General features: G+C 64.6%; 29 protein-coding genes. 22 read left to right on the forward strand and 7 right to left on the reverse strand.

The genetic code is table 11. The annotated features are described in order from the left end of the window. The first annotated feature begins 31 nt into the window (after positions 1–31). From gshB to ptsP, 4 genes are all read left to right on the forward strand, one after another. The gene (gshB, locus tag P2869_RS01120) at positions 32–988 is read left to right on the forward strand and encodes a glutathione synthase (RefSeq protein ID WP_277597231.1); all 957 of its coding nucleotides are present in this window, start codon (positions 32–34) and stop codon (positions 986–988) included. A 274-nt stretch (positions 989–1,262) separates the two neighbouring features. Then, on the forward strand, positions 1,263–1,760 hold the full coding sequence (locus P2869_RS01125; RefSeq protein ID WP_017772585.1) for a PTS sugar transporter subunit IIA: 498 nt from the start codon (positions 1,263–1,265) through the stop codon (positions 1,758–1,760). A gap of 67 nt (positions 1,761–1,827) precedes the next feature. Then, entirely contained in the window at positions 1,828–2,097 is a 270-nt protein-coding gene (locus tag P2869_RS01130) for an HPr family phosphocarrier protein (protein WP_017772586.1), read from the forward strand. Between the two features lie 215 nt (positions 2,098–2,312). After that, positions 2,313–4,055 carry a phosphoenolpyruvate--protein phosphotransferase gene (ptsP, locus tag P2869_RS01135; protein WP_277597232.1) on the forward strand — a complete coding sequence of 581 codons (1,743 nt, stop codon included), beginning with the start codon at positions 2,313–2,315 and terminating at the stop codon, positions 4,053–4,055. Positions 4,056–4,100: 45 nt separating this feature from the next. Here the strand turns inward: ptsP and moeB are convergent, their stop codons facing one another. The 3 genes from moeB to gpmA all read right to left on the reverse strand — a co-directional run bounded on the left by moeB (position 4,101) and on the right by gpmA (position 7,634). Further along, a complete protein-coding gene (moeB, locus tag P2869_RS01140; RefSeq protein ID WP_199541768.1) occupies positions 4,101–4,859 on the reverse strand; it encodes a molybdopterin-synthase adenylyltransferase MoeB in 759 nt (252 codons plus the stop codon). Positions 4,860–5,031: 172 nt separating this feature from the next. Then, positions 5,032–6,615 (reverse strand): S41 family peptidase, encoded by a 1,584-nt coding sequence (locus P2869_RS01145; RefSeq protein ID WP_126877697.1) that lies wholly within the window; start codon positions 6,613–6,615, stop codon positions 5,032–5,034. A 272-nt stretch (positions 6,616–6,887) separates the two neighbouring features. Then, positions 6,888–7,634, reverse strand: a complete 747-nt coding sequence (gpmA, locus tag P2869_RS01150; protein WP_017772590.1) for a 2,3-diphosphoglycerate-dependent phosphoglycerate mutase — start codon at positions 7,632–7,634, stop codon at positions 6,888–6,890. A gap of 179 nt (positions 7,635–7,813) precedes the next feature. Between gpmA and P2869_RS01155 the strand changes: the two genes are divergently transcribed. From P2869_RS01155 to P2869_RS01170, 4 genes are all read left to right on the forward strand, one after another. Beyond that, positions 7,814–8,239, forward strand: coding sequence for a rhodanese-like domain-containing protein (locus P2869_RS01155; protein WP_126877720.1), 426 nt, complete (start codon positions 7,814–7,816; stop codon positions 8,237–8,239). Continuing rightward, positions 8,236–8,496 (forward strand): glutaredoxin 3, encoded by a 261-nt coding sequence (gene grxC / locus P2869_RS01160; RefSeq protein ID WP_017772592.1) that lies wholly within the window; start codon positions 8,236–8,238, stop codon positions 8,494–8,496. The genes P2869_RS01155 and grxC overlap by 4 nt, the downstream gene beginning before the upstream one ends. Before the next feature lie 168 nt (positions 8,497–8,664). Beyond that, positions 8,665–9,138 (forward strand): protein-export chaperone SecB, encoded by a 474-nt coding sequence (gene secB / locus P2869_RS01165; RefSeq protein ID WP_017772593.1) that lies wholly within the window; start codon positions 8,665–8,667, stop codon positions 9,136–9,138. A 21-nt stretch (positions 9,139–9,159) separates the two neighbouring features. Next, entirely contained in the window at positions 9,160–10,158 is a 999-nt protein-coding gene (locus P2869_RS01170; protein WP_017772594.1) for an NAD(P)H-dependent glycerol-3-phosphate dehydrogenase, read from the forward strand. Positions 10,159–10,229: 71 nt separating this feature from the next. Here the strand turns inward: P2869_RS01170 and trmL are convergent, their stop codons facing one another. Then, complete coding sequence (trmL, locus tag P2869_RS01175) at positions 10,230–10,700, reverse strand: tRNA (uridine(34)/cytosine(34)/5-carboxymethylaminomethyluridine(34)-2'-O)-methyltransferase TrmL (RefSeq protein ID WP_277597233.1); 471 nt, start codon at positions 10,698–10,700, stop codon at positions 10,230–10,232. A 25-nt stretch (positions 10,701–10,725) separates the two neighbouring features. Continuing rightward, complete coding sequence (locus tag P2869_RS01180) at positions 10,726–11,400, reverse strand: ComF family protein (protein ID WP_233425670.1); 675 nt, start codon at positions 11,398–11,400, stop codon at positions 10,726–10,728. 243 nt (positions 11,401–11,643) lie between these two features. On the opposite strand from P2869_RS01180, the gene P2869_RS01185 reads away from it, so the two are divergent. The 8 genes from P2869_RS01185 (at position 11,644) to P2869_RS01220 (ending at position 18,843) form a co-directional block, all read left to right on the forward strand. Further along, a complete protein-coding gene (locus P2869_RS01185; RefSeq protein WP_277597234.1) occupies positions 11,644–12,609 on the forward strand; it encodes a methyltransferase domain-containing protein in 966 nt (321 codons plus the stop codon). Positions 12,610–12,871: 262 nt separating this feature from the next. Then, positions 12,872–13,348 (forward strand): DUF2244 domain-containing protein, encoded by a 477-nt coding sequence (locus P2869_RS01190; RefSeq protein WP_126877692.1) that lies wholly within the window; start codon positions 12,872–12,874, stop codon positions 13,346–13,348. Positions 13,349–13,423: 75 nt separating this feature from the next. After that, positions 13,424–15,010 carry a cytochrome c oxidase subunit II gene (gene coxB, locus P2869_RS01195; protein ID WP_277597235.1) on the forward strand — a complete coding sequence of 529 codons (1,587 nt, stop codon included), beginning with the start codon at positions 13,424–13,426 and terminating at the stop codon, positions 15,008–15,010. Positions 15,011–15,053: 43 nt separating this feature from the next. Beyond that, entirely contained in the window at positions 15,054–16,667 is a 1,614-nt protein-coding gene (gene ctaD, locus P2869_RS01200; RefSeq protein ID WP_026121002.1) for a cytochrome c oxidase subunit I, read from the forward strand. 105 nt (positions 16,668–16,772) lie between these two features. Further along, positions 16,773–16,907 (forward strand): cytochrome oxidase small assembly protein, encoded by a 135-nt coding sequence (locus P2869_RS01205; protein WP_017772601.1) that lies wholly within the window; start codon positions 16,773–16,775, stop codon positions 16,905–16,907. Positions 16,908–16,938: 31 nt separating this feature from the next. Beyond that, positions 16,939–17,580 carry a cytochrome c oxidase assembly protein gene (locus P2869_RS01210; RefSeq protein ID WP_017772602.1) on the forward strand — a complete coding sequence of 214 codons (642 nt, stop codon included), beginning with the start codon at positions 16,939–16,941 and terminating at the stop codon, positions 17,578–17,580. A 35-nt stretch (positions 17,581–17,615) separates the two neighbouring features. Further along, a complete protein-coding gene (locus P2869_RS01215) occupies positions 17,616–17,843 on the forward strand; it encodes a DUF2970 domain-containing protein (protein WP_277597236.1) in 228 nt (75 codons plus the stop codon). 142 nt (positions 17,844–17,985) lie between these two features. Then, on the forward strand, positions 17,986–18,843 hold the full coding sequence (locus tag P2869_RS01220) for a cytochrome c oxidase subunit 3 (protein ID WP_017772604.1): 858 nt from the start codon (positions 17,986–17,988) through the stop codon (positions 18,841–18,843). Between the two features lie 128 nt (positions 18,844–18,971). Here P2869_RS01220 and P2869_RS01225 read toward each other — a convergent pair whose 3' ends face one another. Continuing rightward, a complete protein-coding gene (locus tag P2869_RS01225) occupies positions 18,972–19,181 on the reverse strand; it encodes a twin transmembrane helix small protein (protein ID WP_017772605.1) in 210 nt (69 codons plus the stop codon). Positions 19,182–19,280: 99 nt separating this feature from the next. Here P2869_RS01225 and P2869_RS01230 point away from each other — a divergent pair, with 99 nt between their 5' ends. The 5 genes from P2869_RS01230 (at position 19,281) to P2869_RS01250 (ending at position 23,506) form a co-directional block, all read left to right on the forward strand. Next, the gene (locus P2869_RS01230; protein WP_017772606.1) at positions 19,281–20,006 is read left to right on the forward strand and encodes an SURF1 family protein; all 726 of its coding nucleotides are present in this window, start codon (positions 19,281–19,283) and stop codon (positions 20,004–20,006) included. 91 nt (positions 20,007–20,097) lie between these two features. After that, positions 20,098–20,778 carry a cytochrome C oxidase subunit I gene (locus P2869_RS01235; protein WP_277598176.1) on the forward strand — a complete coding sequence of 227 codons (681 nt, stop codon included), beginning with the start codon at positions 20,098–20,100 and terminating at the stop codon, positions 20,776–20,778. Between the two features lie 73 nt (positions 20,779–20,851). After that, a complete protein-coding gene (locus P2869_RS01240; protein ID WP_199541762.1) occupies positions 20,852–21,961 on the forward strand; it encodes a COX15/CtaA family protein in 1,110 nt (369 codons plus the stop codon). Positions 21,962–21,969: 8 nt separating this feature from the next. Continuing rightward, positions 21,970–22,875: a heme o synthase gene (cyoE, locus tag P2869_RS01245; protein WP_017772609.1), complete on the forward strand. Its 906-nt coding sequence runs from the start codon at positions 21,970–21,972 to the stop codon at positions 22,873–22,875. Between the two features lie 4 nt (positions 22,876–22,879). Further along, the gene (locus P2869_RS01250) at positions 22,880–23,506 is read left to right on the forward strand and encodes an SCO family protein (protein WP_017772610.1); all 627 of its coding nucleotides are present in this window, start codon (positions 22,880–22,882) and stop codon (positions 23,504–23,506) included. A 61-nt stretch (positions 23,507–23,567) separates the two neighbouring features. Here the strand turns inward: P2869_RS01250 and P2869_RS01255 are convergent, their stop codons facing one another. Then, positions 23,568–23,858 carry a YciI family protein gene (locus P2869_RS01255; protein WP_126877685.1) on the reverse strand — a complete coding sequence of 97 codons (291 nt, stop codon included), beginning with the start codon at positions 23,856–23,858 and terminating at the stop codon, positions 23,568–23,570. 273 nt (positions 23,859–24,131) lie between these two features. Here P2869_RS01255 and P2869_RS01260 point away from each other — a divergent pair, with 273 nt between their 5' ends. Continuing rightward, complete coding sequence (locus P2869_RS01260) at positions 24,132–26,105, forward strand: methyl-accepting chemotaxis protein (protein ID WP_277597237.1); 1,974 nt, start codon at positions 24,132–24,134, stop codon at positions 26,103–26,105. Positions 26,106–26,107: the final 2 nt, after the last annotated feature.

Here is a 26,107-nt window from a genome sequence, read left to right on the forward strand (position 1 = left end):
CCGCAGCGCCCATCAAAACATCAGGGAATTCATGGACATCCTTTTTATCGCCGACCCGCTGGACCGCTTCAAGATCTACAAGGATTCGACCTACGCGATGATGGCCGAGGCGGCGCGCCGTGGCCACACGCTCTACGCGTGCGAACCGAAGCACCTGGGCTGGGCGATGGGCGCTGTCGAGGCGACGGTGCGACGCTTTCAGATCATCGGCGACGGCGAGGACTTGCATCGTCATCCGTGGTACGCCGCTGAGGCGCCCACGGCGCGCGAACTCACCGGCTTCGACGCCATTCTGATGCGCAAAGACCCGCCGTTCGACATGGAGTACGTCACGTCGACGTGGCTGCTCGAAATCGCCGAGCGGGCCGGTGCGCGTGTGTTCAACCGGCCGCAGGCGATTCGCGATCACTCGGAGAAACTGGCGATCGGCGAATTTCCGCAGTTCGTGGCGCCTACACTGGTGACGCGCGACGCGGACCGGTTGCGCGCGTTCCACGCCGAGCACGGCGACGTGATCCTGAAGCCGCTCGACGGCATGGGCGGTATGGGTGTGTTTCGCGTGAAGCCGGATGGCATGAACCTGGGCTCCATTATCGAAATGCTGAGCCACGATGGCGCGCGTTCGGTGATGGCGCAGAAGTTCATCCCCGAAATCAAGGACGGCGACAAGCGCATTCTGCTGATCGGCGGCGAGCCCGTGCCGTATTCGCTCGCGCGCATCCCGCAAGGCAACGAGGTGCGCGGCAATCTCGCCGCGGGCGGGCTGGGCCGCGCGCAGCCGCTTACGGCGCGCGACCGCGAGATCGCCGGGACGCTGGCCCCGGTGCTTGCCGCGCGCGGGCTGTTGCTCGTGGGACTGGATGCCATCGGCGACTGGCTCACCGAGGTGAACGTGACGAGTCCTACGTGCTTCCGCGAAATCATGGAGCAGACGGGTTTCGATGTGGCCGCTATGTTCATCGACGCGCTGGAGCGTGCGGTCGCCTGAGCGCGGCCGCCCTGCGCGATACGGCGCAGGGCGGATGCGATGCAGGTGCGAGCCAAGGGCCAAGGCGGGCAGATGTTTGTTCAAAGAGCGAAAATGACCCTGCTACAATGCGCGCTCGCGCGGCGGGACAGTGGAAAAAACGCTGTCTATACAAGGGCTTTCAAACAGCCGACCGCGTGGTCCGACCCTTGCATCTCATGCGGATGCGAAGCTGAAAGGTCGGAGGTTTCGGTCCGGGCCGCGCTCCAGGGCCGTTATTTGCAGCAAGGCTGATATGGCAGGCATTCTGATCATCGCGCATGCTCCGTTCGCTACCGCGCTTCGCGAGTGTGTTGCTCACATTTACGGCGGGTTGCCCGCACGCATCGGTGTCATCGATGTGTTGCCGGACAGCGACCCCGCGCAGGTGGTGGCGCAGGCCAACGCCGAGATCGACCGTCTCAGGGAAGAAAACGGCGCCCTTGTGCTGACCGACATGTTCGGCGCCACGCCGTCCAACATCGCGGCACGGCTTGCCACGCTCCCGCAGGTGCGGGTGCTGGCCGGCGTCAATCTGCCGATGCTCGTGCGCGCCGTCTGCTATCGAGCCACGCCGCTCGATACGCTCGTCGACAAGGCGCTCGCCGGTGCTACCAAAGGGGTTCAAGAGATCGTTCCTGGCGCGCCTGCGGTATCTGCTGCCGCAGCGGCTTCGGACTGTCTGACCGAAGCGGCCGTCACGCCCTGTGCGGCGCTGCCGAATAACGAGACTGTGAAGCCGGCTGGAGCGTAACGAAGCATAGACGAGCGCCTGACTTCACTACCTGTCTGTCCTACCAACCTGCGTTTCGGACCCACCCATGCTGCAACAAGAAACCACCATCGTGAACAAGCTCGGCCTGCATGCTCGCGCCTCGGCCAAACTGACGCAACTTGCCGGCAACTTCCAGGCGGAGATCTGGATGAGTCGCAACGGCCGGCGCATCAACGCGAAGAGCATCATGGGGGTGATGATGCTGGCGGCGGGCATTGGTAGCCAGGTGCTGATCGAAACCGAAGGTCCGGACGAGCAGGACGCGATGGACGCACTGCTGAAACTGATCGCCGATAAATTCGGCGAAGGCCAGTAAGCGCGCGACGCAATCCCGATGCGTGAAAACGCCGCGGCTTGCCGCGGCGTTTTTTGTTTGGCATGCCGAATAGCGGCTTGCGTACGGCATCGCGGCGGGTGGCGACCATGCTGCGCCGCACACCATCGATACGCGTTACGGAATTTATAATCGCTGTCGGGGTCCGAGGCATTGCAGCGGTTTGCCGCGGCATCACACAACTAGAGGAGGTGCGCGTGTCGTTCACGCTGCATGGAATTCCCGTGTCACGCGGTATCGCCATCGGGCGGGCCTATCTCATCGCCCCGGCTGCACTCGACGTCGACCACTATCTGATCGAGCCTTCCCAGATCGAAGGGGAGGTCGAGCGCTTTCGTACGGCGCAGGGCACAGTCCACGAGGAACTGGAGGCGCTGCGCGCCGACCTGGCTGCGGACGCGCCCAGCGAAATGGGCGCCTTCCTCAACGTTCATACGATGATCCTGAACGACGCGATGCTCGTGCAGGAGACCATCGACCTCATCCGCACGCGTCGCTACAACGTGGAGTGGGCGCTGACTGAGCAGCTGGAACGTCTGTCGCGCCATTTCGACGACATCGAAGACGAGTACCTGCGCGAGCGCAAGGCCGACATCGAGCAGGTCGTGGAGCGCGTCTTGAAGGCGCTGGCCGGTGGTTCACAGTCGGCGCTGGGTGGGGTGCACGGTAGCTGCGACGAGATGATCGTCGTGGCGCACGACATCGCGCCTGCGGACATGCTGCAGTTCAAGACGCAAACGTTCCAGGGCTTCGTCACCGACCTGGGCGGACGCACCTCGCATACGGCAATCGTTGCACGCAGCCTTGGAATTCCCGCCGCGGTGGGCGTGCAGCAGGCGAGCACGTTGATCCGCCAGGACGACCTCATCATCGTGGACGGCGATCACGGCATCGTGATCGTCGACCCGGCGCCCATCGTGCTGGAGGAGTACACGTACCGGCAGAGCGAAAAGGCACTCGAGCGCAAGAAGCTGCAGCGGCTCAAGTTTTCGCCCACGCAAACGCTGTGCGGCACGAAGATCGAGCTGTGCGCGAACATCGAATTGCCCGAAGACGCGCGTGCGGCGCTCGAAGCCGGCGCAACGGGCGTGGGGCTCTTTCGCACCGAGTTCCTGTTCATGAATCACAAGGAACAACTGCCCGAGGAAGAAGAGCAGTTCGCGGCGTACCGCCACGCGGTCGAACTCATGAACGGCTTGCCGGTGACGATTCGCACCATCGACGTGGGCGCCGACAAACCGCTCGACGCGGCCGCCGAAAGCTACGAAACCGCGCCGAATCCTGCACTGGGATTGCGCGCCATTCGCTGGAGCCTCTCCGAGCCGCAGATGTTCCTGACGCAGTTGCGCGCGATTCTGCGTGCGTCGGCATTCGGCTCGGTGAAAATTCTGATTCCGATGCTCGCGCACGCGCAGGAGATCGACCAGACGCTCGACCTGATCCGCGAAGCGAAGCGCCAACTCGACGATGCCGGCCTCGCCTACGATCCGAACGTGCGCGTGGGCGCAATGATCGAGATTCCCGCGGCTGCGATCGCGTTGCCGCTGTTCCTGAAGCGCCTCGATTTCCTCTCGATCGGCACCAACGACCTGATTCAGTACACGCTCGCCATCGACCGCGCGGACAACTCTGTCGCGCATCTCTACGATCCGCTGCATCCCGCGGTATTGCATCTGATCGCGTTCACGCTGCGCGAGGCGAAGCGGGCGGGCGTACCCGTTTCGGTGTGCGGAGAGATGGCCGGGGACCCGGCGTTGACGCGTCTGTTGCTGGGCATGGGGCTCACCGAGTTCTCGATGCATCCGAGCCAGCTGTTGGTCGTGAAGCAGGAAATTCTGCGCTCGCACCTGAAGACGCTCGAAAAGCCGGTGGCCGACGTGCTCGCCGCGTTCGAGCCGGAAGAAGTGCAGGCCGCGCTCAAGCGCGTGGCGCAAGCCTGATCGAAGGGCTACTCATGCGGCCGGCACGTGCACGCCGGCTGCGCTTCACTCGCGATGCGCTTTGCCGCATACCGGGCAATCCGGCTGGCGCGCAATGCGCATCGTGTTCCATTCCATGTGCAGCGAGTCGAGCATCATGAGCCGCCCGACGAGCGGCGTGCCGATCTTCGCGATTACGCGCAGCGCCTCGGCTGCCTGCATGGTGCCGATGATGCCGACGGTGGGTGCGAACACGCCCATCGTCGAACACGCGACTTCCTCGAACGGCTGGTCTTCCGGAAACACGCAGGCGTAGCAGGGCGAAGCCGGATCGCGGAAATCGAACGTACTGATCTGGCCGTCGAAGCGCAACGCCGCGCCGGAGACGAGCGGCACGCCGTGGGCGACACACGCGCGGTTGATCGCGTGACGCGTGGCGAAGTTGTCGGTGCAGTCGAGCACGACGGTGGCGGTCGGCACGGTGGCATCGAGCCATGCCGCGTCCACGCGTGCCGCGACCATGTCCACCTTCACCTCCGGATTGATGCGCGCGAGCGTCTCGCGCCCCGACTCCACCTTCTTGCGGCCAATCGATGTGGTGGCGTGGAGAATCTGCCGCTGGAGATTGGTGAGGTCGACGGTGTCGTCGTCCACGAGCGTAAGGCGGCCGACGCCGGATGCCGCGAGGTACATCGCAGCGGGCGAACCCAGACCGCCGGCGCCCACCACAATGGCGTGCGCGTCGAGAAAGCGCTGCTGCGCTTCGATACCGAGTTCGTCGACGAGGATATGGCGGGAATAGCGAAGGAGCTGATCGTCGTTCATGGCAGGCGCGGGTTGAGGCGTCGCGTGGGTGCGGAGGATGCCGGTCGGGCGGACGGTCCGTGTGTTGTCGCTATTCTAGCCGCGCAAACAACTGAGCCTTCGCAGCGCGTGCTGCGAAGGCTCAGTTAGAAAGCGACTTGAAGCGGCTACGGCCTTACTTCGGGCTGCGACCTTACTTTGCGGCCGGTGCGGAGGTCGCACCCGGCGCCGACGCACCCGGCGCGGCGGAGGCGCCCGGCGTGACCGGCAGCGCAGGCTTGACCGAAACGGGCGCCGAAGCGGACTGCGGCGGCTTGTTTTGCGCGAGGCGCCGCTCCATCGGCGACTTCGATTCGACAACGGGCTTGCCTTCCAGCTTGTTCAAAGCCTGCTGGAGCATGAAGTCGTCAGCGGAACCGAACTCGACCGGCTTGCGCTCGCGATCCTTCTCGCGTTGTTCCGGCGTCTTCTTGTCGTTCTGTTCTTCGAGCATGCGCAGTTCGTCCATGCGCATCTGCTCGCGCTGCTCCTGTTCCTTCTTCTCGTTCGGGTCCTGCGTGTTCGCGAGGTGATTCGAGTAATCGACTTCACGCGTCACGAGTGCGTCGTCCGGATCGCCGTCGGCGTACTGGTCGACCGGGATGTCAGGACGGATGCCCTTGTTCTGGATCGAGCGGCCGCTCGGCGTGTAGTAGTACGCGGTGGTCAGGCGCAGGGCCGTGTCCGCCGTCATAGGACGCACCGTCTGCACCGAGCCCTTGCCGAACGTGGTCTTGCCGACAAGCAGCGCACGATGCTGGTCTTGCAGCGCACCCGCCACGATTTCGGACGCCGACGCGGAGTACGCGTTGGTCAGCACGATCATCGGTACCGTCTTGAAGATGGACGGCAGATTCTTGAGCGGGTCGCCGTCGAAGGACGGCAGCCGATAGTTGTCGTACGTGTCGCGGTAGATCTGCTTTGAATCCGGAATCTGGCCGTTGGTGGAGACCACCACCGAATCCGGCGGCAGGAACGCGCCCGCCACGCCTACTGCGCTCTGCAGCAGGCCGCCGCCGTTGTTGCGCAGGTCGAGGATGAGGCCCTTCAGATTCGGTTGCTGACGCGCGATGTCCTGGAGCCGTGCCGCGAGATCGGGCGTGGTGCGTTCCTGGAAGCTCGTGATGCGGATGTACGCGTAGCCCGGCGCCAGAATCTTCATCTTCACGCTCTGGACCTTGATGATCGCGCGCGTAACGGTGAGCGGGAAGGTGCGGTCGTCGGTCTTGCGGAAGATGGTGAGCGTGACCTTTGTGCCCGGCTCGCCGCGCATCTGCTTGACGGCGTTGTCGAGTGTCATGCCGCGCACCGGCTTGTCGTTGATGCGCGTGATCAGGTCGCCCGGACGAATGCCGGCGCGAAACGCGGGCGTGTCTTCGATCGGCGAGATCACCTTGATGAGACCGTCTTCCTGCGAAATTTCGATGCCGAGACCGGCGAAGCGACCCTTGGTCTGCTCCTGGAGTTCGGCGTAGTCCGTCTTGTCCAGATACGACGAGTGCGGGTCGAGGCTCGACACCATGCCCTTGATGGCGGCGGTGAGCAGCTTCTTGTCGTCGACCGGCTCGACGTATTCATGCTTGATCTGCCCGAAGACTTCGGCGAAGAGCCGCAGCTGGTCGAGCGGCAACGGCGCGCTCGCGGGTTGCTCGGCCGACACGGAGAACTGCAGGGTTGCAAAAACGCCGGTGGCAAGGCCCGCGGCGATCAGGCCGATGTTTTTCAGGTTCTTTCGCATAGAGTCTGTTGCGGTCAGAAGCGCGTGGCAACGTCAAAGGGGAGAGCGACGGACAAGTATAACTGCACACCGCTACGCACTGTGCAGATGGCGGCGCGACGCCAATGGGACTTCGACAGGGGCCAGGCGGGCAGGTTCAAGACGCGCCGGAGTGGACGGTGTGCGCGGGCGGTGCAGTGCAACATCAGGGCAGAGGCCGACGCCACGCAGTAGCGAGACATCGGCGGGCGGCGATCGTATGCTCTTCGATCGCCGCCGGAAACTGGCTTGCGTCAGCCTTTCTTGCCCTGATTCGCGACCGCGGCTTGCGCCTTCGCGATGGCTTCGGCGTCGCCGAGGTAATAGTGCTGGATCGGCTTCAGGTTCTCGTCGAGTTCGTACACGAGCGGCACGCCGTTCGGAATGTTGAGGCCGACGATGTCGGTGTCCGAAATATTGTCGAGATACTTCACGAGCGCGCGGATCGAGTTGCCATGCGCCGCGATCAGTACCTTGCGGTCCGAGCGCACGGCCGGCGCGATCGATTCGTTCCACATGGGCAGCACGCGTGCCACCGTGTCCTTCAGGCATTCGGTGAGCGGCAACTGCTCGCGCGGGACCTTCGCGTAGCGCGGGTCGTTGTAGGACGTGCGGTCGTCGGACGCGTCCAGCGCGGGCGGCGGCGTGTCGTAGCTGCGGCGCCAGACGAGCACCTGCTCGTCGCCGTACTTCGCCGCGGTTTCGGCCTTGTTGAGGCCGGACAGCGCGCCGTAGTGGCGTTCGTTGAGGCGCCACGAATGCACCACCGGGATGTACATCAGGTCCATCTGATCCTGCACGTGCCACAGCGTGCGGATGGCGCGCTTCAACACGGAGGTGTAGGCGATGTCGAACGTATAGCCGGCTTCCTTCAGAAGCAGGCCGGCCTGCTGCGCTTCGCGGGCGCCCTGTTCGGTGAGGTCGACGTCGACCCAGCCGGTGAAGCGGTTTTCCTTGTTCCACGTCGATTCGCCGTGGCGGATGAGAACGAGTTTGTACATGGAGTGTGTGCCGGTCGGTAGTAAGGAAGCGGTAAATGTGCGCCACGCGAGTTGCGGTGCGGGGCGGACCGCAAGCGCGTCGGTCGAAGGCCCTGCCGGAGCGGCGCAGGTTGCGTCGCCCTCGCGTCAAACGGTTATTTTATAATGAGCGGATTGCCCGTTTCCGGATTCCCTTTCTCGTGACGTTCTTCTCCAATTACATCAACCTTGTACTCATTGCGATCGTCCTCATTTCCGGAGGGTTGCTCCTGTGGCCTTCGATCAGGCGGGGCGGGCGCGGCGGAGTCTCCGCCGCCGAGGCAACCCAGCTGATCAACCGGCGCAACGCGATCGTGGTGGACGTGCGGGCAGCCGACGAATTCGCCAAAGGCCATCTGCCTTCAGCGCGTCATGTCGAACTTGCCGAGCTGCAGGCAAAGGTCGCCCAGATCGCGAAGAACAAGAGCACCCCGGTGCTGCTCGTCTGTCAGACGGGGCAGCGGGCGAACAACGCGGCGCGTATCGTGCGCGACGCGGGTTACGCCGAGGTCCATGTGCTGGAGGGCGGCATCAACGCCTGGCAGCAGGCCGGCATGCCGGTCGTCAAACAAGGAGTCGCGAAGTGAACAAGGTTCTCATGTACAGCACGCAGGTGTGTCCGTATTGCCAGATGGCCGAACGTCTTTTAAAGTCGCGCGGCGTCGAGCATATCGAAAAGGTGCTGATCGACAAGGATCCGTCCCGTCGCGAGGAAATGATGACGCGCACCGGGCGCCGCACGGTCCCCCAGGTGTTCATCGGGGAAACGCATGTCGGCGGTTACGACGACCTTTCCGCGCTGGATCGCGCTGGCGGCCTGACGCCGCTGCTCGAAGCGGCCTGAGCCGAAGCGGGGCGCAAGGCAGCGCACGGCGCCTCGTGCGCCTCCGCACGCCCCGGCCGCTCGTGTCGAGCGCATGCGCCCGCCATATTTGCCGACTTGAGCGCCACAACCACACGCACGGCGGGCTAAAGCCCGCCGCCATCCGTTAATCAGGGAGCCCGCATTACCATGTCCGACGAGAACAACCAGCCGTTTTTCAACATCCAGCGCATCTACCTGAAGGACCTGTCGCTCGAGCAGCCGAATTCGCCCGCGATCTTCCTCGAACAGGAGATGCCCTCGGTCGAGGTCGAAGTCGACGTGAACGCCGCGCGTCTCGCAGACGCCGTGTTCGAAGTCGCGGTGACCGGCACGGTGACGGCCAAGGTCAACGACAAGGTTGCCTTCCTGATCGAAGCGAAGCAGGCGGGCATTTTCGACATCCGCAACATTCCGGCTGAGCAGATCGATCCGCTCGTCGGCATTGCGTGCCCCACGATCATCTTCCCGTACCTGCGCTCCAACATCGCCGACGCGATCACGCGCGCGGGCTTCCCGCCCATCCATCTGGCCGAGATCAACTTCCAGGCGCTCTATGAGCAGCGCCTCGCGCAGATCTCGCAAGGGGACGGCGGCGCGCAGCAAAGCAACGCCACGCATTAACCCACCTTGACGGTGCCGGGTATGAAGGTTGCCGTTCTCGGCGCCGGCGCATGGGGCACCGCGGTCGCCGCCCATCTGGCCGCGCGGCATGACACGGTGCTCTGGGCGCGCGACAGCGCGCTCGTTGCCGAACTCTCCACGACGCATGAAAACGCCCGCTATCTGGCGGGCGTGGCCTTGCCGCAGAGCCTGCGTTACGACGCAGATCTGGCGGCGGTGCTCGACCACGCGCGCGACGACGCCTCGCTCGTCGTGCTTGCGGCGCCTGTCGCCGGGCTGCGCGGCCTGCTTCGCTCGATGCGCGACGGCGGCAAGGTGCCCGCGCATTTCGTGTGGCTGTGCAAGGGCTTCGAGTCCGATACGCAGCTCATGCCGCATCAGGTGGTGGGCCAGGAGTTGCCCGATCATGCGAGCAACGGGGTGCTTTCGGGACCGAGCTTCGCGCGCGAAGTGGTGGAGGGTTTGCCGGTCGCGCTGACGGTGGCGAGCGCGTCGGTGGTGTGCCGCGAGCGTACGGTCGCAGCGTTTCATCATCGCGCCATGCGCATCTACACGGGCGACGACGTGGTGGGCGTGGAAGTAGGCGGCGCAGTGAAGAACGTGCTCGCGATTGCGACAGGCATTTCCGATGGCCTCGGGCTCGGGCTCAACGCGCGCGCGGCGCTCATTACGCGAGGTCTTGCAGAAATGTCACGGCTTGGCGTGACGCTGGGCGGCCGGGCCGAAACGTTCACCGGTCTCACCGGACTCGGCGACCTGATTCTCACCGCAACGGGCGATCTCTCGCGCAATCGAACGGTGGGCATGCAGTTGGCCTCGGGCCGCACGCTCGACGACATTCTTGCCGCGCTCGGCCACGTCGCCGAAGGCGTGCGTTGTGCGAAGGCGGTGCTTGCGCTCGCGCAGGCGCATGGCATCGAAATGCCCATCACGCAGGCCGTTTGCGCGGTGCTGTTCGAAGGCGTCGCGCCGCGCGATGCCGTGAGCGCCCTGCTCAGGCGCGACTCCAAGGCCGAGTAGGCTCGACTCCTCTTTCGTTCAACGTCCTGCAATCGTGACGGGGTGCATTTCGCGCTCCGCTCACGCGCCCCTCACTCTCCTCCTTCGAATCCCGCTTGCCGCCACGCTTCGAACACGACCACGGCGACCGTGTTCGAGAGGTTCAGGCTGCGATTGCCGGGCCGCATCGGCAGCCTCACGCGTTGCTCCGCGGGGAAATGAGCGAGCACGGCATCGGGCAGGCCACGCGTCTCCGCTCCGAATACGAACCAGTCGCCTGGCTGAAACTGGTGCGAGTGAAACCGCCCTGAGCCGCGCGTCGTGAACGCGAACATGCGGGACGGGTCGGGCGACTCTGCTGCAATGAAGGCTTCCCAGTTCGCGTGCACGCGCATCTGGGCGTACTCGTGATAGTCGAGCCCCGCGCGACGCATCTTCGCGTCGTCGAGCGGAAAGCCGAGCGGTTCGATGAGATGCAGTGTCGCGCCTGTGTTCGCGCAAAGGCGGATCACGTTGCCGGTATTCGGGGGGATTTCAGGTTCGACGAGAACGACGTTGAACATATCGGAATGAATTGAAGACGGACAGCTAGTTTTTCGGCGTGCGCAGCGCGACGAAGTTCGTGACGCGGCGTGCGCCGGCGTCCTTGAGTATGCGTGCAAGCGCTTCGAGCGTTGCGCCGGAGGTCATCACGTCGTCGACGATGCCGACGTGCAACCCTGCTACGGGACTCGCAAGCGCAAACGCATGTCGCAAGTTGTGGCGGCGCGCTTCGAGGTCGAGTTGCGACTGCGGCGCTGTATGGGCGACGCGATTGACGAGCCGCGCATCGCTGCGTACACCGAGCGCTTTGGCAAGCGGCCTTGCCATCTCCCAGGCCTGGTTGTAGCCACGCGTGGCAAGTCGTTTGCGCGACAGCGGTACGGCGGCGATCACGTCGGGAAGCTGGGCGGCGTCCACTGCGTCGCTTGCTGTCCGGGCCAGCCGTCGCGCGAATTCGCCGGCCAGCGCAAGGCGAGCGTTGAACTTGAGGCCGCGCGCGAGCGTATCGAGTGGTGGACGGTAGTCGGCGAGGGCAAAGGTCGCCTCGAAGGGCGGCGGCGAGGCCGTGCAGTCGACGCAGCGGTAGGGCGTCGCGCCCGCCCGCCGTGGCCGGCGCACCGTTCTCGCGGTGGGCAGCGGTATCGCGCATGCCGCGCAGCGCAGGCGCGACTCGTTCCAGTAAGCCTCGTCGCAGCCCGCACAAAACACCTGCTGCGACATATTGCCGCATAACGCGCACAGATTCGGCAATGCGAACTGCGTAACGCGCGGCAACCATCGCCGGGCTTCCAGGTCCGCGGTCGTCCATAACCGATTCGCAAACCGGGCGACGCGGTTCTTCATGATCGGCACGAGGGGAGCAAAAGACGGGGCAGGCATGTCAAGGCCGCGCCGCGCGGGCGGCTACGCTGAATCGAGGGGAGCGACCGAGTATACTTTGCGCTCTTCTCCAATACGACCGCCATGTCCCCGTCTCCCGCAAAATCCAGCCGTCCGGCCTATGACGCCCGGCTGCTGCGGCGGATCTTCGACCGCCGCGCCGCGACCTTCAGCGACGTCGCGTTCCTCCCGCGGGAAATCGCCCAGCGTATGCACGAGCGGCTCGACTACATCAAGGCGAGTCCGGCCAGCGTGCTGGATGCGGGCTGCGGCACGGGCGACGACCTTCCGGCACTTCGCGAGCGTTTTCCCGAGGCGCCGGTATTCGGCACCGACCTTTCGCACGGCATGCTGCTGCGCGCCCTGCGCCACGAGACCGCCGACACGAGCTGGCGGCGCTTTCTGCCGGCCGTGCTCGGCAAGACGCTGGGCACGCGGGGCCCGCGCTTCGCGCAGGCCGACTTCGGCGCGCTCCCTTTTGCATCGGGCGCGTTCGACTTCGTCTGGTCGAATCTGGCGCTGCACTGGCATTCGCGTCCCGACCTCGTTTTCCCTGAGTGGCAGCGCGTCCTCAAGGTGAATGGCTTGCTCATGTTCAGCACGCTCGGCCCCGATACGCTCAAGGAACTGCGCGGCGCGTGGGCCGAAGTGGACGCGGCGCACGGCATTGCCACGCGCGCGCATGTGATCGACTTCGTCGACATGCACGATCTGGGCGACATGCTCGTGGAAAGCGGCTTCGAGATTCCCGTGATGGACCAGGAGACCTTGACCATCACCTACCGTTCGCCCGAGTCGCTCTTGAAGGACGTGCGCCGCTGGGGCGCCTACCCGTTTGGCCGCGATGCCGCGGCGTCGCGCATTTCGCGGCGCCTCATGAAGGCGCTGTATGCGGCGCTCGAAGCGCGCCGGCGCGAGGACGGCACGATCCCGCTCACCTTCGAGGTGATCTACGGACACGCGTGGAAAGCGGTGCCCCGGACCACGCCCGAAGGGCATGGCATCGTGCGCATCGAGGACATCGGACGCGGGCCGACGAGGAACCGGTAACGCGGTAAAGCGCCGGTTCGTTATGGCGGGAATCAGTGTTGCAGAGCGCGCCATGAACCTGCGACAAAAGGGCGCAGAGGCTTGTCGCATCTGGCTCCGAGGCCCGTGGCGCCTTGCTTGTGGCCGCCAGGGATCGCGCCTATAATGCGTCAGTTTGTCGCTCAGGGTCCCCACTTCTGAAGCGGCAGACCCAACGCTGAAGAGTGCCGAAGGCTCACATGGAAGAGCCGTTTAGCGGCAGCGGCGTGAGCAGGAGGCGACGATGCAGGTGTGCGATCTGCTGGCGAATCCGGAGACGGTTCTCAAGGACTGGACGATCAGGCGCAACTGCTCGGTGTCGCCTCGGCAGTTCGTGGGTTTCTATGTATCGCTCGCGCTCGTGTCTTCGGCGATCGCCATCATGCTGCTCGTGAAGGGCGTCTGGCTGGTATTGCCGTTCACCGGTCTCGAGCTGCTGGTTGTCGGTGTCGCGTTCGTCGTGTACGCGCGCCATGCAGTCGATTACGAACGCATCAGGCTGTATCCGCACCGGCTGGTGGTCGAGCAGGTCAGCGCCGACGAGCTCACGCAGTTCGAGTTCAATCCCCGCTGGGTGCGAGTCGAAACAGGCGCCACGCCGCGCGAACCGGTCAAGCTGGTATCGCGGGGGCAGACGGTCGCAGTCGGCGTGCATCTTGCGCAATATCGGCGCGCGCAGTTTGCCGAAGAACTGCGCAGGGGGCTTGCCGGTTGCGGCTAGCAGCCGGTTGCGAAGCGCCGCCGCGCGAGGCAAGGGGATGCGTGGCGATGGCCTTGCGGCGGGGCGAGGGTTTGAATGGAAATTTTGGGTAAGGAAGCTATGAAAACAATCAAGCGAGCCCTCATGGGCGTGCTGGCGTGTAGCGGACTCTTGTTCGCCGGCGCCGCCCTGGCAGTTGGTGATAGTCCCGGCGGCCCCGCCGTCAACGAGATCAATCTCCAGCCGCCTGTGACACGGATCGCAGAGGAGCTCTACAGCCTCCACACGATGATGTTGATCCTGTGTACCGCGATCTTCATCGCCGTGTTCGGCGTGATGTTCTATTCGGTCTTCGCGCACCGCAAGTCGAAAGGACACAAGGCCGCCAATTTCCACGAAAGCACCACCGTCGAAATCATCTGGACGATCGTGCCGTTCATCATCGTCGTGCTGATGGCGCTGCCCGCCACCCGCACCGTCGTCGCGATGAAAGACACCACCAACGCCGACCTCACCGTGAAGGTCACCGGCTACCAGTGGAAGTGGGGCTACGACTACATCAAGGGTCCGGGCGAGGGCATCAGCTTCCTGTCCACGCTGACCACTCCGCGTGCCGAAGTGAACGGCCAGACGCCGATTAACGACACCTACCTGCAGGAAGTCGACAATCCACTCGTCGTGCCCGTCAACAAGAAGATCCGCATCATCACCACCGCCAACGACGTCGTGCACTCGTGGTACGTGCCCGCATTCGGCGTGAAGCAGGATGCGATTCCGGGCTTCGTGCGCGACACATGGTTCAAGGCCGAGAAGGTGGGCACCTATCGCGGCTTCTGTACCGAACTGTGCGGCAAGGAACACGCGTTCATGCCGGTCGTCGTCGAGGTCCTTTCGGATGACGACTACGCGAAGTGGGTCGACGTGCAGAAGAAGAAAATGTCCGCCTCTGCCGACGATCCCAACAAGACCTACACCATGGCCGAACTCATGGAGCGCGGCGCGAAGGTCTACGCGGCGAACTGCGCGGTGTGCCACCAGCCGACCGGCAAGGGCGCGGGCGCATTCCCGGCGCTCGACGGCAGCAAGATCGCCAACGGTCCGCTCGCCCAGCACGTGAGCCTCGTGCTGAAGGGCAAGAACGCGATGCCCTCGTGGGCGCCGACGCTGAATGACGTCGAGATCGCTTCGGTCATCACCTATGAACGCAACTCGTGGGGCAACCACACGGGCGACGTGCTGCAACCGCGCCAGGTCGCGGACGCGCGCAACGGCAAGCTGCCCGAAGGCGGCGACCATCTGACGGGCGCGGCAGCAAGCGACGCGCAACCGGCATCGGCCGCGTCGGAAGGCACAGCGGCACCGCAAGCCAGCCTGCCCGCAAGCGTCTACTTCGAAACCGGCAAGAGCGATCTGCCGGCCGACGCGAAGGTGGCCATCCAGGCCGCGGCCGATTACGCGAAGGCGCACCCGGATGCGAAGTTCACGCTGTCGGGCTACACCGACGCAAGCGGCTCCGCGGATTCGAACGCCGAACTCGCCAAGACGCGCGCCCAGGCCGTGCGCGATGCGCTGAAGGCGGCCGGCATCGCCGAAGACCACATCATCTTGAAGAAGCCGGAGACCATCACCGGCGGCAGCAACGCGAAAGAAGCCCGGCGTGTCGAAATCAGCCCGGCGGCCTGACGTGCCACTCGGACCGCAGCAGTATTCGTTTTAGGAGATTGTCATGTCTAGCATCGGACACGATGTAGTCGGAGGCCACGAGCACGTGCACGGCGACCATGCGCACGAGACGCCGCACGGCTGGCGCCGCTGGCTCTTCGCGACCAACCACAAGGACATCGGGACGCTGTACCTGATCTTCTCGTTCGTCATGTTCCTCTCGGGGGGCGTGATGGCGCTGATGATCCGTGCCGAACTGTTCGAACCGGGCCTGCAGATCATGCGGCCGGAGTTCTTCAACCAGCTGACCACCATGCACGGCCTCATCATGGTGTTCGGCGCGATCATGCCGGCGTTCGTCGGCTTCGCGAACTGGATGATTCCGCTGCAGATCGGCGCATCGGACATGGCCTTCGCGCGCATGAACAACTTCAGCTTCTGGCTGCTGCCTGTGGCAGCGGTGCTGCTGGTGGGTTCGTTCTTCGCGCCGGGTGGCGCAACGGCTGCGGGCTGGACGCTCTACGCGCCGCTCTCCACGCAGATGGGCCCGGGCATGGACTTCGCCATCTTCGCGATCCACATCATGGGCGCGTCGTCGATCATGGGCGGCATCAACATCATCGTGACGATCCTGAACCTGCGCGCGCCGGGCATGACGCTCATGAAGATGCCGATGTTCGCGTGGACGTGGCTCATCACCGCCTACCTGCTGATCGCCGTGATGCCGGTGCTCGCCGGCGCGATCACGATGGTGCTGTTCGACCGCCACTTCGGCACGTCGTTCTTCAACGCAGCCGGCGGCGGCGACCCGGTGATGTACCAGCACATCTTCTGGTTCTTCGGGCACCCCGAGGTGTACATCATGATTCTGCCGGCGTTCGGGATCGTGTCGCAGGTGATCCCGGCGTTCTCGCGCAAGCCGCTGTTCGGCTATAGCTCGATGGTCTATGCAACGGCATCCATCGCGATCCTGTCGTTCATGGTCTGGGCGCACCACATGTTCGCAACGGGCATGCCGGTCACCGGCCAGCTGTTCTTCATGTACGCGACGATGCTGATCGCGGTGCCGACCGGTGTGAAGGTGTTCAACTGGGTTGCCACGATGTGGCGCGGTTCGCTCACGTTCGAAACCCCGATGCTGTTCGCGATCGGCTTCCTGTTCGTGTTCACGATGGGCGGCTTTACGGGCCTGATGCTTTCCATGGCGCCGCTCGACATCCAGTACCACGGTACCTACTTCGTGGTGGCGCACTTCCACTACGTGCTGGTAGCGGGGTCGCTCTTCGCGCTCTTTGCGGGGTGGTACTACTGGTCGCCGAAGTGGACCGGCTGGATGTACAACGAGACCCGCGGCAAGATCCACTTCTGGGCGTCGATGATCTTCTTCAACGTCACGTTCTTCCCGATGCACTTCGTGGGCCTCGCCGGCATGCCGCGCCGCTATGCGGACTACCCGGCGCAGTTCACGGACTGGAACCAGGTCGCGACGATCGGCGCATTCGGCTTCGGCCTCGCGCAGGTGTACTTCCTGTTTGCGGTCGTGCTGCCCGCGTATCGCGGCGGCGGTGAGCTGGAAAAGGCGGCGGACAAGCCGTGGGATGGCGCAACGGGCCTCGAGTGGACGGTCCCGAGCCCGGCACCGTTCCATACGTTCGAAAATCCGCCGACGGTCGAATAGTCGAATAACCCGCCCGACTGCGGCGACAAAGGCAGCAACGTTCCCTGATCTCACGCCCCTGGTAGGTGACGAGATCAGGGAGCGTGAAGTCTCCCAAATTCACGCATGACCCGGAATCCAGAAAAAAGACGTACGCCCGAGCAGATTCGCGCAGCCAACCTGCGACTCGGCATGATCCTGCTTGCTATCGTCGCCGTCTTTTTTGTGGGTGCCGTCATCAAGCAGTGGCTGTTTAGCTGACGCCGGCCTGATGGTTTGTTGAGGAAGTTCGATGTCGACGCAGCCGCGCCCTGAAGCAGATTCACCGGCCGAATCCCGGGCGGATCGCTCGTTCAACCGTTCGATGCTGGTCAAGCTCGTCGTGGTGGCGTGCCTGATGTTCGGCTTCGGTTTTGCGCTCGTGCCGATGTATCGCGCGATCTGCCAGATCACCGGCATCAACAACCTCGTGCAGCGCGATGCGACGGCGCGCGAGGCGAAGAATACGCAGGTCGACATGAGCCGCACGGTGTCGATCGAGTTCGATGCGAACGCGCGCGGCCCGCTTGGCTTCAAGCCGGAGCAGCACAGTCTCGACGTGCATCCGGGCGAAGTCACGACGGTAATGTACGAGGTGTCGAACGAGCAGGCGCGCATCGTGAAGGCCCAGGCCATTCCGAGCTACGCGCCCAAGGTTGCGACGGAGTACTTCCGGAAGATCGAATGCTTTTGCTTTACCCAGCAGACGCTGCAGGCCAACGAAACGAAACGGATGCCGGTGGTATTCGTGGTTGACCCGAAGTTGCCGAAAGATGTGAAGACCATCACGCTGTCGTACACGTTCTTCGAGCTGAACACGCCTGCGCCGGCAACGGACGCGGCAACGCAGCAGACCGGTGCGGCGGCCGCGGGTGCGGTTCGCAACCCGGCTTGACGAACATAATGGTAGAGCAAGGGGAGCGAGCAGCCATGAACGCCGACGGCGGCAAAGGCAGAGACAACAACGGCGGCCAGAAGAGCTCGCTGGGCCAGGTGATCAAGGCTGTGGCATGGTCGTTCCTGGGCGTGCGCAAGCGCCGCGACCTCGAGGCCGATGCGGCGCAGCTGAACCCGCTGCACCTGATCATCGCGGGCATGATCGGCGCGGCGATCTTCATCGGGGTGCTGATCCTGGTGGTGCACCTCGTGGTGGGCTGACGCGACTATCGCGCATCCGCCAACAGGGCAGCGGCAGGAAGGTGGGCGCAGCAAGGAAGCAAGCCGATGCGGCGGCCACGCCGCGCCGGAGAAGATACAGCCGGAGATTCCGGAACAACTGGACTGAAGTGGAGAATCAAGAATGAGCGGTCAAAACGAGAGCCCGTACTATTTCGTACCGCATCCGTCGCGGCATCCGATCAGCGCGTCCATCGGGCTGCTCGTGATGCTTTCGTCGCTCGCGGCATGGGTGAATGGCGAGTCGTGGGCGCCTATCACGGCGGCGGCGGGCCTGCTGTGGCTGCTCTTCACGCTGTGGCACTGGTTCGGCGACGCCATTGCCGAGTCCGAAGGCGGGATGTACGGCAAGCGCGTCGACAGCTCGTACCGCTGGAGCATGAGCTGGTTCATCTTTTCCGAAGTCATGTTCTTCGGCGCGTTCTTCGGTGCGCTCTTCTACGCGCGCGAAATCGCAATGCACCAGCTGGCGAGCCTCGACTACAAGCTGATCTGGCCGGACTTCTCGGCAGTGTGGCCGAACAACGGTCCGGCTTCGCTCGTGTCCGCCTACAAGTCGATGACGCCGTGGCCGGTGCCCACCATCAACACGGCGCTGCTGCTCTCGTCGGGCGCGACGCTGACGGTCTCGCACCACGCGCTGCGCGACAACCACCGCACGAAGGCGATTGCGTGGCTTGCCGCAACGCTCACGCTCGGTATCTGCTTCCTGTTTCTGCAGGGCTTCGAATACTTCCACGCGTACAACGAACTGAACCTCACGCTGTCGTCGGGCGTGTACGGCTCCACGTTCTTCCTGCTCACCGGCTTCCACGGCTTCCACGTGTTCCTGGGCGGCACGATGCTGGCGGTGGTGATGATCCGCCTGATCCGCGGCCACTTCACGGCGGACCACCACTTCGCGTTCGAAGGCGCGGCGTGGTACTGGCACTTCGTCGACGTGGTCTGGCTGGGTCTCTACGTGGTCGTCTACTGGCTGTAAGGCGGGCCGGCCAGTACGCGCGAAACGACACGCTGCGGACCAGAGCTCGAACGAGCCATCCAACGCCGCCTTCGACGCAGGTCAAGGCGGCGTTGTGTTTCCAGCGTGAGGGAACGCGATTGCGCGCTTCAGCGGCCGTAAGGAATGCCGGTGGACTGGATCCAGCCCATCCAGTGTGCGAACAGGATGAACAGGAACAGTGAGATCGACAGTCCCACGCGCGCGGCGAGCGACCAGACCATCCGCTTCGTGCGGCCCCGGTCGTGCATCATGAAATACAGCGCCGAGATCATGCTGGCAATGATGAGTGCGAAGGCGATGGGAACGAGAATGTGCATGGAACCTGCTGAAATCCGGCGAGATAGAGGAAATAGCGTAATTATCGCACCCCGACCGGTGTTGCGTCCGTGCCGCGGGTTGGGCAAGGGCAGCCCGCGATGAAGATTCGCTGGTTCCCCGCGCTGCTGATCCTGATCGTGGTCGCCGTGACCGTGCGGCTCGGATTCTGGCAGCGCGACCGCGCGCATCAGAAGGAGGCGCTCGAAGCGCGCATCACGCAGTTCGAGAACGCCCCGGCTCAAACCATTGGTTCTCAGCCTGTGGCGTTGAAGGACATCGAGTTCCATCGCGTGCGGGCCACGGGCACCTTTGAGCCGGAGCGGGCAGTCTATCTCGACAACCGGCCGTATAACGATCAGCCGGGCTTCTACGTCGTCATGCCGCTCAAGCTCGCAGATGGCCGGTATGTGCTCGTGAACCGCGGCTGGCTGCCGCGCAACATGCAGGATCGCACGGCGATCGCGCCCTACCAGACGCCCAAGGGCGAAGTGCAGGTGCAAGGCATCGCGCGAGCCGACGCGTCGCGTGCGTTCGAGCTTGGCCAGGGCGGGTCGGCGGCTCATCAGCCGATTCGCCAGAATCTCGACGTCGCTTCGTATGCGACCGAAACAGGCCTGCCGCTGCAGCCCTTCGTCATTCAGCAGACGAACGATACGCACGACGGCCTCGTGCGCGACTGGCCCGTGCCCACGATGGGCGTGGAGCGCAACTATGGCTACATGTTCCAGTGGTGGGGCATGGCCGCTGCGGCGCTCGGGTTCGGTCTATATGCCGCGCGACGCGCCGCGAAGAAGCCGCGCGCGTCCGAAACGTCCGAGGCTTAACGCGCAGGGCGCGCTGCCCCCATCCCTATCGCACGCCGCCGGGCCATGCCCCGACGCGTACGACTGAAAGAAAGAGGTTCTTGTCGTGTCGATGCAAACTACTTCTTCCCGCGGACCGGATCGGCCGACAGCGGGCACCCCGCAGTCGAATCGCCCAGGCGCCGGAAGCGCCCCGACGGGCGGCGGCCGCGGATCGTGGGAGCGCGGCCGCTGGGTCGTCCTGCTGATTGCGCTCGTGTGCGCGGCACCCGTGATTGCGTCGTATCTCACGTATTACGTCTTCAAGCCGAAGGGCGGCACGTCGAGCTACGGCACGCTGATCGAACCGCAGCGCCCGATTCCCGAGTCGCTCGTCGTGACGGGCGAAGACGGCAAGCCCATGAAGCTCGCCTCGCTGCGCGGCCGCTGGTTGCTGATTTCCGTGGACCGTAGCGCCTGCGACAAAGCCTGCGTCACGAAGCTCTACTTCATGCGCCAGGTGCGCGCGACGCAGGCCGGCGAACGTGAGCGCATCGTCAACGTGTGGCTGCGCACCGATACGCAGCAGGTGCCCGCGGCGGTGCTGGGCGCGTACGACGACACCGAAATGCTGATTGCCGATCCGTCCGCGGTCTCGGCGTGGTTGCCGGTGGACGCCGGCACCACGGTGACCGACCACATCTACATGGTCGACCCGAACGGCAACCTGATGATGCGTTTCCCGAAGGATCCCGACCCGAGCAAGATCAAAGGAGACGTCACCAAACTGCTCAAGTGGTCGAGTATCGGTTGATACTGGCGGGTTTGCGTGCAATGGCCCGCAACGGCGTACACGCGGCTGGCGTGTGAATGGAAAGAGAGAAGAGATGTTCGTACTGCAATTGGGGCTGATTGGCTTGTGCATCGCGCTGCTGCCGCTCTCATGGGTCTGGGTGAAAGCAGACGACAGCCGGTTCCGCAAGCTCGTCTGGGTCACCACGTTCCTGACGCTGGATCTCGTCATGTTCGGCGGCTTCACGCGCCTGACTGATTCCGGCCTCGGCTGTCCCGACTGGCCCGGCTGCTACGGCACTTCTTCGCCGTTCATCGCGCACGCGGCCATCGCGGCGGCGCATCAAGCCATGCCCACCGGCCCCGTGAGCATGACCAAGGCGTGGATTGAGATGATCCACCGCTATTTCGCCATGGCGATCGGCGTGCTCATCATTGCCCAGACCGTGATTGCGTGGGCGGCGCGTATCCGCCGCAGGCCGCTGCACGTGTCGCCGTGGTGGCCCACGGCGCTGTTGTTGCTGATCGTGGTGCAAGGCGCCTTCGGCGCATGGACCGTCACGATGAAGCTGCAGCCCATCATCGTCACGACGCATTTGCTGCTTGGCCTTGCGTTGCTTGGCACGTTGGGCTGGCTCGCAGCACGCATCACGCCGTTGCCCGCCCACGAGCCGGAGGCGGCGCGCTGGCGTATCGCCGCGCTGGCCGGCCTCGCGCTGCTTGTCGTCCAGATTGCGCTGGGCGGCTGGGTGAGCACGAATTATGCGGTACTTGCCTGCACCGACTTCCCGACCTGCAACGGCGCATGGATTCCACCCATGGATTTCACCCACGGCTTTCACCTGTGGCGTGCCTTGGGCATGACCGGCGACGGCGAGGCGATCACCCAGGACGCGCTCGTCGCGATCCACTGGACGCATCGCACCTTTGCGCTGGTGGTCGTCGCTTATCTGGTGTGGTTGGCGTTGAAATTGCGCCGTTTCGAGTCGCTAGTGCGGCCCGCCAACGGCGTGTTGCTCGTGGTGGTGATCCAGTTTGTCACCGGACTGTCGAACATCGTCCTGCAATGGCCGCTGCCGGTCGCGGTGGCCCATAACGGAGGCGCGGCGATCCTGCTGCTGCTGCTCGTCATGCTAAACTTTCGGATCGCTTCAAGCCGTCCCGGCCGCACGGTCGAACTCGCGCGCGACGCCGCGCCAGCGTGATTCCCTCTATGGACAGCACAACTCTCTCCCAGACGCCCGGTAACCGCATTTCGCAGTACATCGCGCTCACGAAGCCGCGGGTCACGCAGCTTGCGGTGTTTTGCGCCGTGATCGGCATGTTCCTCGCCACGCCGGGCATGGTGCCGTGGACCGTGCTGATCGGGGGCACGATCGGCATCTGGCTCACGGCAGGGGCCGCTTTCGCCATCAATTGCCTGATGGAGCAGAAGGTCGACGCGATGATGCGCCGTACCGCCTGGCGCCCGTCGGCGCGCGGCGAGATCACCACGGTGCAGATCCTGCTCTTTTCGGCCGTACTGGGCGGCCTCGGCATGTGGACGCTCTACACGTTCACCAATGCGCTCACCATGTGGCTCACGTTCGCCACGTTCGTGGGCTATGCCGTCATCTATACGTTGCTGCTCAAGCCCGCTACGCCGCAGAACATCGTGATCGGCGGCGCCTCGGGCGCCATGCCGCCCGCGCTCGGCTGGGCCGCGGTCACGGGCGCGGTGCCGGGCGACGCCTGGATTCTCGTGCTCATCATCTTCGTGTGGACGCCGCCGCATTTCTGGTCGCTCGCGCTCTACCGCCGCACGGACTACGAAAAGGCCGGCCTGCCGATGCTGCCCAACACGCACGGCGAGCAGTACACGCGGCTGCACATCTTCCTCTACACCGTGATTCTCTTCGCGGTCACGTTGATGCCGTTTATCTCCGGCATGAGCGGCGCCGTGTATCTGGCCGCCGCGGTGCTGCTGGGCGCGGTGTTTCTCGGCTACGCATGGAAGATCTATCGCGAGTATTCGGATGCGCTCGCACGTAAGACCTTCCGTTACTCCATCGTTTATCTCTCGCTGCTGTTCGTCGCGCTGCTGGTCGATCACTACGTGCGCACGCTCATTGGCGCATAAGACCATGCAGAACTCTCCGCTCGCACGCGCGTCGCGCGTGGCGCTGGCCGCGCTCGTTGCGTGCGCCCTGGGTAGCGCGGCGCTTCTTTCGGGCTGCGGCAAGCAGCAGCCGGCATTCCAGAATCTCGATCTGACCGGCAACAAGCAGTTCGGCTCGGATTTCGCGCTGCCCGACACCAGCGGCAAAACGCGCACGCTCGCGGACTACAAGGGCAAAGCCGTGGTGCTGTTCTTCGGCTATACGCACTGCCCCGACGTGTGCCCCACCACGATGGCGGAGCTTTCCCAGGCACTCCAGCAAATGGGCCCCGAGGACGCGAAGCGCGTACAGGTGCTGTTCGTGACGGTGGACCCGGAACGCGACACCGCGGCGCTGCTGTCGCAATACGTGCAGGCGTTCAATCCGACGTTCGTCGCGCTGCGTCCAGCCAACGACGCGCAGCTGCAAAAGATCACCAAAGACTTCCGCGTGTACTACGCGAAGGTGCCGGGCAAGACGCCCGACAGCTACACCATGGACCACACCGCCGCGAGCTACGTGTTCGATCCCGACGGCAAGCTGCGCCTTTTCGCCCGCGACGGGCAGGGCGCCCAGCCGTGGGTGCACGATCTCAAGCTCCTGCTCGATTGAACTGACGCAGCGTTATTGAAGCGGCTTCGTTAAGCCAGCTTGGACGACGCCCGCGCCGACCTCAGGCCGGAATCGGAAAATTGAGGCCCGGCGCGAGGCGCGTGGCCTTGAACTCCGTAACGTCGTAAGTCGCCAGATCCTGCTGCGCGAACGGGTCGGTAGCCAGAATGGCGTCGAGCTTCTCGCGCTCGATACGCACCGCCAGAATGACGCCGCCCTTGCGCGGTACCGTAGGCCCCGCTGCAATGAACACGCCCGCGTCGAACTGCTTCGCGAGAAACGCCCGATGGGCTTCGAGCGCGTCGTCGATGCGTTCGAGCGGCGCCGTGTAGGTGAGCGAGATGACGTACATGAGTGCCTCGTCTTTGTGTGTGTGAAGTCTTCGTGAAGCGCGTGGGCGCGCGTGAGGGCTCATTATCGCAGCCGTGTTCGATGCCTGCTTCCGGGTGAGCGCACGCGGGTCTGGCGAGACGGGCACGGCGCCTCGCCCGTTCACTGGCTCGGGACCTTCCTTACACTTTCTCTCAAGTTGACTCTTTTGGGTGCCGTTATACCTGCGGCAATCGTTTGCGTTTGCCCGCAGGCGCATCGCGCAAGAAAACACCTACAAGAAGAGACCAACGCTATGAGCAGGATGAGTCTGAACCGCAAGCTGTGGTTGTCGCTCGCATTCGTTTGGCTGGGGCTGCTGGGGGTGGGCCTCTGGAGTGCGGTGGAAACCCGTGGAACGATGCTCGCCGAGCGCAAGGCTGGCATGGCGAATCTCGTGGACGCGGCGCAAGGCGTCGTGAACGGCTATTACGCGCTCGCTCAGTCGGGCAAGATGAGCGAAGCCGACGCCCAGCGCGAGGCGCTCGCGCGGCTCGCCACCATGCGCTACGGCGACGCCGGCTACGTTTTCGTGATGGATTCGAAGCCCGTCGTGCTCATGCACCCCACGCTGCCGCAGATGGTCGGCAAAGCGGCGGGCGACTTCAAGGACCCGGACGGCAAGCTCGTCTACGTCTCGATCGTGGATGCGGCCAAAGCGACGGGCCGTGGCTTCACCGAGTATCGCGGGCGCCTGCCGCACAGCGAAACCGCGCTGCCGAAAATCGGCTACGTCGTGCGTTTCGCGCCGTGGGACTGGAACATTTCGACCGCCGTGTTCGTGCGCGACATCGACACCACTTACTACGAGACGCTGCTCACGCATCTGGGCGCGATTGTCGTGATCGGCGTGGCGATCTCGCTCGCCATGCTGGTGGTGATCCGCAGTGTCCGAAAGAGCCTGGGCGGCGAGCCCGAAGACGCGTTGCGTCTCGCCAGGCACATTGCGCGCGGCGACCTCTCGCAGTCTGTCCAGGTTCGCAACGACGACTCCAGCAGCATGATGGCCGCGATGCGCGACATGCAGGACCGGCTGCAACGCACCATCGGCGAAATCCGGTACTCCGCCGAATCGATTGCGGCCGCGACCGAACAGATTGCGGCTGGCAACGGCGACCTCTCGCAGCGCACCGAGCAGCAGGCCGCGTCGCTAGAGGAAACCGCCGCGAGCATGGAGCAGCTCACCGCCACGGTGAAGCAGAACGCCGACAACGCGCGCCAGGCGAGCGGGCTCGCGAACAACGCCTCCGAAATCGCGACGAAGGGCCACGACGTGGTGAGCCGCGTGATCGGGACGATGGGCGAGATTAACGACAGCTCGCGCCAGATTGCCGACATCATTGGCGTGATCGAAGGCATCGCGTTTCAGACCAACATCCTCGCGCTCAACGCGGCGGTGGAAGCGGCGCGCGCGGGCGAGCAGGGACGCGGCTTTGCCGTCGTGGCCGGCGAGGTGCGCAGCCTCGCGCAGCGCTCGGCAACTGCGGCGAAGGAGATCAAGCAGTTGATCGACGCGTCGGTGGAGCGCGTGAACAACGGGTCGTCGCTCGTCGAACAGGCGGGCGCGACGATGGGCGAGATTCTCCAGGCCGTGCGTCGCGTGACGGACATCATGGGCGAGATCGCGGCTGCCTCCGAGGAACAGAGCAGCGGCATCAGCCAGGTGGGCCGCGCCGTGACGCAGATGGACGAGGTCACGCAGCAAAATGCCGCGCTCGTGGAAGAGGCGACGGCCGCCGCGGCGTCGTTGCAGGATCAGGCGGCAAGGCTGCGCGAGGCGGTGAGCGCGTTCCGCGTGGACGGCGCCGCCGCGGCGAGCGGGCTGGTATCGAGCGTGGACGTTGCGCCGACGCGAAACAGCGCCAAAGCCGTGAACGCGAAGGCAGCCACGCCGGCTCGTGCTGCGTCGCCTGCGGTGAAGAGCGCGGCGGCTGGCGGTTCTGCCTCAGGCGGCAAGGCTGTTGCGACGTCTTCCGCTGCTTCGGCCGCTTCGAACGTTGCGACGGCTGGCGCGGCATCGGGCCGCAGCGAGCATGGGCAGCCCGAAAAGGCGCGGACGGCCGCCTCGGCCGGTGCCGCTGAATCCGCTTCCGCTACGAAACCGCCCGTCGCCGAGACCGCCGCGGTTAAGCCTGCCGCTACGCCGGCGGCCGCCGCCGCAACCGTCACTCCCCGCGCTACGTCGAGAGCCGCCGCGGTCCCCGCAGACGACGACTGGACGACGTTCTGACC

Source organism: Paraburkholderia sp. SUR17 (genome assembly GCF_029536165.1).
GTDB lineage: Bacteria > Pseudomonadota > Gammaproteobacteria > Burkholderiales > Burkholderiaceae > Paraburkholderia > Paraburkholderia kururiensis.